General features: G+C 52.7%; 2 tRNA genes and 2 rRNA genes. All 4 read left to right on the forward strand.

Going from position 1 to position 5229, the window contains the following annotated elements:
• Window positions 1-176: 176 nt before the first annotated feature.
• The 4 genes from BMZ67_RS18415 (at window position 177) to BMZ67_RS18430 (ending at window position 5189) form a co-directional block, all read left to right on the forward strand.
• Window positions 177-1716, forward strand: a 16S ribosomal RNA gene (locus tag BMZ67_RS18415).
• 88 nt (window positions 1717-1804) lie between these two features.
• Window positions 1805-1881 (forward strand) — tRNA-Ile (locus tag BMZ67_RS18420).
• Between the two features lie 40 nt (window positions 1882-1921).
• Window positions 1922-1997, forward strand: a tRNA-Ala gene (locus tag BMZ67_RS18425).
• Between the two features lie 302 nt (window positions 1998-2299).
• A 23S ribosomal RNA gene (locus tag BMZ67_RS18430) occupies window positions 2300-5189 on the forward strand.
• The 16S and 23S rRNA genes sit together here with 2 tRNA genes alongside, the layout of an rRNA operon.
• The last annotated feature ends 40 nt before the right edge of the window (window positions 5190-5229 follow it).

A 5229-nucleotide genomic window follows, 5' to 3' on the forward strand; every position in this document is an offset into this window, starting at 1 on the left:
CTGTAGAATACGCGGCCTTGATTGAGCAACGGCTCAAACGCTCTTTAAAAAGTTAACTAAGTAATTCGTGTGGGCGCTGGCTGAGGTATTTCGGACATGAAATACCAAGACAGTGACTCGTCGAACATTGAGTTTTGTCTTGAGCAGATTTAGAAGCTTCGGCTTCTGTATGATTTAAACTGAAGAGTTTGATCATGGCTCAGATTGAACGCTGGCGGCAGGCTTAACACATGCAAGTCGAGCGGTAACAGGGGTAGCTTGCTACCCGCTGACGAGCGGCGGACGGGTGAGTAATGCTTAGGAATCTGCCCAGTAGTGGGGGACAACAATCGGAAACGGTTGCTAATACCGCATACGCCCTAAGGGGGAAAGCAGGGGATCTTCGGACCTTGCGCTATTGGATGAGCCTAAGTCGGATTAGCTAGTTGGTGGGGTAATGGCCCACCAAGGCGACGATCCGTAGCTGGTCTGAGAGGATGATCAGCCACATCGGGACTGAGACACGGCCCGAACTCCTACGGGAGGCAGCAGTGGGGAATATTGGACAATGGGGGCAACCCTGATCCAGCCATGCCGCGTGTGTGAAGAAGGCTTTCGGGTTGTAAAGCACTTTCAGTGAGGAGGAAGGCCAAGTCGCTAATATCGGCTTGGATTGACGTTACTCACAGAAGAAGCACCGGCTAACTCCGTGCCAGCAGCCGCGGTAATACGGAGGGTGCAAGCGTTAATCGGAATTACTGGGCGTAAAGCGCGCGTAGGTGGTTTGTTAAGCGAGATGTGAAAGCCCCGGGCTTAACCTGGGAACGGCATTTCGAACTGGCAGGCTAGAGTGTGGTAGAGGGTAGTGGAATTTCCTGTGTAGCGGTGAAATGCGTAGATATAGGAAGGAACACCAGTGGCGAAGGCGGCTACCTGGACCAACACTGACACTGAGGTGCGAAAGCGTGGGGAGCAAACAGGATTAGATACCCTGGTAGTCCACGCCGTAAACGATGTCTACTAGCCGTTGGGACTCTTGAAGTCTTAGTGGCGCAGCTAACGCACTAAGTAGACCGCCTGGGGAGTACGGCCGCAAGGTTAAAACTCAAATGAATTGACGGGGGCCCGCACAAGCGGTGGAGCATGTGGTTTAATTCGACGCAACGCGAAGAACCTTACCTGGCCTTGACATCCTGCGAACTTTCTAGAGATAGATTGGTGCCTTCGGGAACGCAGTGACAGGTGCTGCATGGCCGTCGTCAGCTCGTGTCGTGAGATGTTGGGTTAAGTCCCGTAACGAGCGCAACCCCTATCCCTAGTTGCTAGCAGTTCGGCTGAGAACTCTAGGGAGACTGCCGGTGACAAACCGGAGGAAGGTGGGGATGACGTCAGGTCATCATGGCCCTTACGGCCAGGGCTACACACGTGCTACAATGGCGCGCACAGAGGGCTGCAAACCCGCGAGGGGGAGCTAATCTCACAAAACGCGTCGTAGTCCGGATTGGAGTCTGCAACTCGACTCCATGAAGTCGGAATCGCTAGTAATCGCGAATCAGAATGTCGCGGTGAATACGTTCCCGGGCCTTGTACACACCGCCCGTCACACCATGGGAGTGGATTGCACCAGAAGTAGTTAGTCTAACCTTCGGGAGGACGATTACCACGGTGTGGTTCATGACTGGGGTGAAGTCGTAACAAGGTAGCCGTAGGGGAACCTGCGGCTGGATCACCTCCTTAAACGATACCGAAGCCTCGGTCAGAGTCCACACGAATTACTTGGTTAACTTAAGAAGAGAGCAATAGGGTCTTTCAGGCCCATACCATTGGGTCTGTAGCTCAGGTGGTTAGAGCGCACCCCTGATAAGGGTGAGGTCGGTGGTTCAAGTCCACCCAGACCCACCAGAATTTCCATCTCCGGATGAAAATTCTAAGTAGCTTAAATGGGGCTATAGCTCAGCTGGGAGAGCGCCTGCCTTGCACGCAGGAGGTCGGCAGTTCGATCCTGCCTAGCTCCACCATAATTTAGTTTACTGACACGTGTCAGTGTGCAGAAACAAGTGTTTCACTTTGATGAAATCCTTCTTTCTGATCACTGGGTCAGAATTGCTCTTTAACAATGTGGATGAGAAAGAAAACATCCGAGATGTTTGATTCGATTTATCTCCAGAATCAAACTCTCAAATGATAGCGATTTCAAGCGTTATCCGGTGTTGTCGTTGAAGTGGTTGTTATATCGCTTCAAGGAAACTGTCTCATACTGTTTATCGCCTGGTTTACCAGTCGATCAATAGCATGAATCACAGTTGTCTTGGGGTTATATAGTCAAGCAACTAAGCGCATACGGTGGATGCCTTGGCAGTCAGAGGCGATGAAAGACGTGGAAGCCTGCGATAAGCTTCGGGGAGGTGGCAAACAACCTTTGATCCGGAGATCTCTGAATGGGGAAACCCACCGACTTTCGGGTCGGTATCTTGCACTGAATACATAGGTGTAAGAGGCGAACCGGGGGAACTGAAACATCTAAGTACCCCGAGGAAAAGAAATCAACCGAGATTCCCTCAGTAGCGGCGAGCGAACGGGGACCAGCCCTTAAGCTGAACAACTGGTAGGAGAAGGCCCTGGAAAGAGCCGCCATAGTGGGTGATAGCCCCGTATCCGAAACCTGAGTTCAGTGAAATCGAGTAGGACGGGACACGTGTTATCCTGTCTGAATATGGGGGGACCATCCTCCAAGGCTAAATACTCCTGACTGACCGATAGTGAACCAGTACCGTGAGGGAAAGGCGAAAAGAACCCCTGTGAGGGGAGTGAAATAGATCCTGAAACCGTATGCGTACAAGCAGTCGGAGCAGACTTGTTCTGTGACGGCGTACCTTTTGTATAATGGGTCAGCGACTTAATTTCAGTAGCGAGGTTAACCGTTTAGGGGAGCCGTAGGGAAACCGAGTCTGAATAGGGCGAATTAGTTGCTGGGATTAGACCCGAAACCGGGCGATCTATCCATGAGCAGGTTGAAGGTGCCGTAACAGGCACTGGAGGACCGAACCCACTGTCGTTGAAAAGCCAGGGGATGACTTGTGGATCGGAGTGAAAGGCTAATCAAGCCCGGAGATAGCTGGTTCTCCCCGAAATCTATTTAGGTAGAGCCTCGGACGAATACCACTGGGGGTAGAGCACTGTTTGGGCTAGGGGGTCATCCCGACTTACCAACCCCATGCAAACTCCGAATACCAGTGAGTACTATCCGGGAGACACACGGCGGGTGCTAACGTCCGTCGTGAAGAGGGAAACAACCCAGACCGCCAGCTAAGGTCCCCAAGTACCAGTTAAGTGGGAAACGATGTGGGAAGGCTCAGACAGCTAGGAGGTTGGCTTAGAAGCAGCCACCCTTTAAAGAAAGCGTAATAGCTCACTAGTCGAGTCGGCCTGCGCGGAAGATGTAACGGGGCTCAAACTGGTCACCGAAGCTGCGGCTGCATACTTTGTATGCGGGGTAGGGGAGCGTTCTGTAAGCCTGCGAAGGTGAGTTGAGAAGCTTGCTGGAGGTATCAGAAGTGCGAATGCTGACATGAGTAACGACAATGGGGGTGAAAAACCCCCACGCCGGAAGACCAAGGGTTCCTGCGCAACGCTAATCGGCGCAGGGTGAGTCGGCCCCTAAGGCGAGACCGAAAGGTGTAGTCGATGGGAAACGGGTTAATATTCCCGTACCTTGAATCACTGCGATGGAGAGACGGAGAAGGCTAGGTGAGCCGGGCGACGGTTGTCCCGGTTTAAGCGAGTAGGAAGAGGACTTAGGCAAATCCGGGTCCTTAATTCTGAGACGTGACGACGAGTTCCCTAGGGAATGAAGTCATTGATGCCATGCTTCCAGGAAAATCTTCTAAGCTTCAGGTGATTTGAGACCGTACCCCAAACCGACACAGGTGGTCAGGTAGAGAATACCAAGGCGCTTGAGAGAACTCGGGTAAAGGAACTAGGCAAAATGGTGCCGTAACTTCGGGAGAAGGCACGCCAGCGTGTACGTGAAGCCCCTGCGGGTGGAGCGGAAGCTGGTCGAAGATACCAGGCCCCTGCGACTGTTTATTAAAAACACAGCACTCTGCAAACACGAAAGTGGACGTATAGGGTGTGACGCCTGCCCGGTGCCGGAAGGTTAATTGATGGGGTTAGCTTCGGCGAAGCTCTTGATCGAAGCCCCGGTAAACGGCGGCCGTAACTATAACGGTCCTAAGGTAGCGAAATTCCTTGTCGGGTAAGTTCCGACCTGCACGAATGGCGTAACGATGGGGGCGCTGTCTCTACCCGAGACTCAGTGAAATTGAAATCGCCGTGAAGATGCGGTGTATCCGCGGCTAGACGGAAAGACCCCGTGAACCTTTACTATAGCTTCACAGTGAACTTTGAGCATGTTTGTGTAGGATAGCTGGGAGGCTTTGAAACCAGGACGCCAGTTCTGGTGGAGCCAACCTTGAAATACCAGCCTGGCATGTTTGAGGTTCTAACTCTGGCCCCTTATCGGGGTTGAGGACACTGTGTGGTGGGTAGTTTGACTGGGGCGGTCTCCTCCCAAAGCGTAACGGAGGAGCACAAAGGTGGGCTAAGCATGGTCGGACATCATGCGGTTAGTGTAATGGCACAAGCCCGCTTGACTGCGAGACAGACACGTCGAGCAGGTGCGAAAGCAGGTCATAGTGATCCGGTGGTTCTGTATGGAAGGGCCATCGCTCAACGGATAAAAGGTACTCCGGGGATAACAGGCTGATACCGCCCAAGAGTTCACATCGACGGCGGTGTTTGGCACCTCGATGTCGGCTCATCACATCCTGGGGCTGAAGCCGGTCCCAAGGGTATGGCTGTTCGCCATTTAAAGTGGTACGCGAGCTGGGTTTAGAACGTCGTGAGACAGTTCGGTCCCTATCTGCCGTGGACGTTGGAGATTTGAGGAAAGCTGCTCCTAGTACGAGAGGACCGGAGTGGACGAACCTCTGGTGTTCGGGTTGTTTCGCCAGAAGCATTGCCCGGTAGCTATGTTCGGACAGGATAACCGCTGAAAGCATCTAAGCGGGAAGCCCCTTCCAAGATGAGATCTCCCTAAGGCCTCGAGCCTTCTTAAGAGCCGTTCAAGACCAGGACGTTGATAGGCTGGGTGTGTAAGCGCTGTGAGGCGTTGAGCTAACCAGTACTAATTGCTCGTGCGGCTTGACTATATAACACCCAAGACAATTGCGGATAACGCGAAATCGCTAA

The sequence above is a fragment of the Marinobacter zhejiangensis genome (assembly GCF_900114775.1).
Taxonomy (GTDB): domain Bacteria; phylum Pseudomonadota; class Gammaproteobacteria; order Pseudomonadales; family Oleiphilaceae; genus Marinobacter; species Marinobacter zhejiangensis.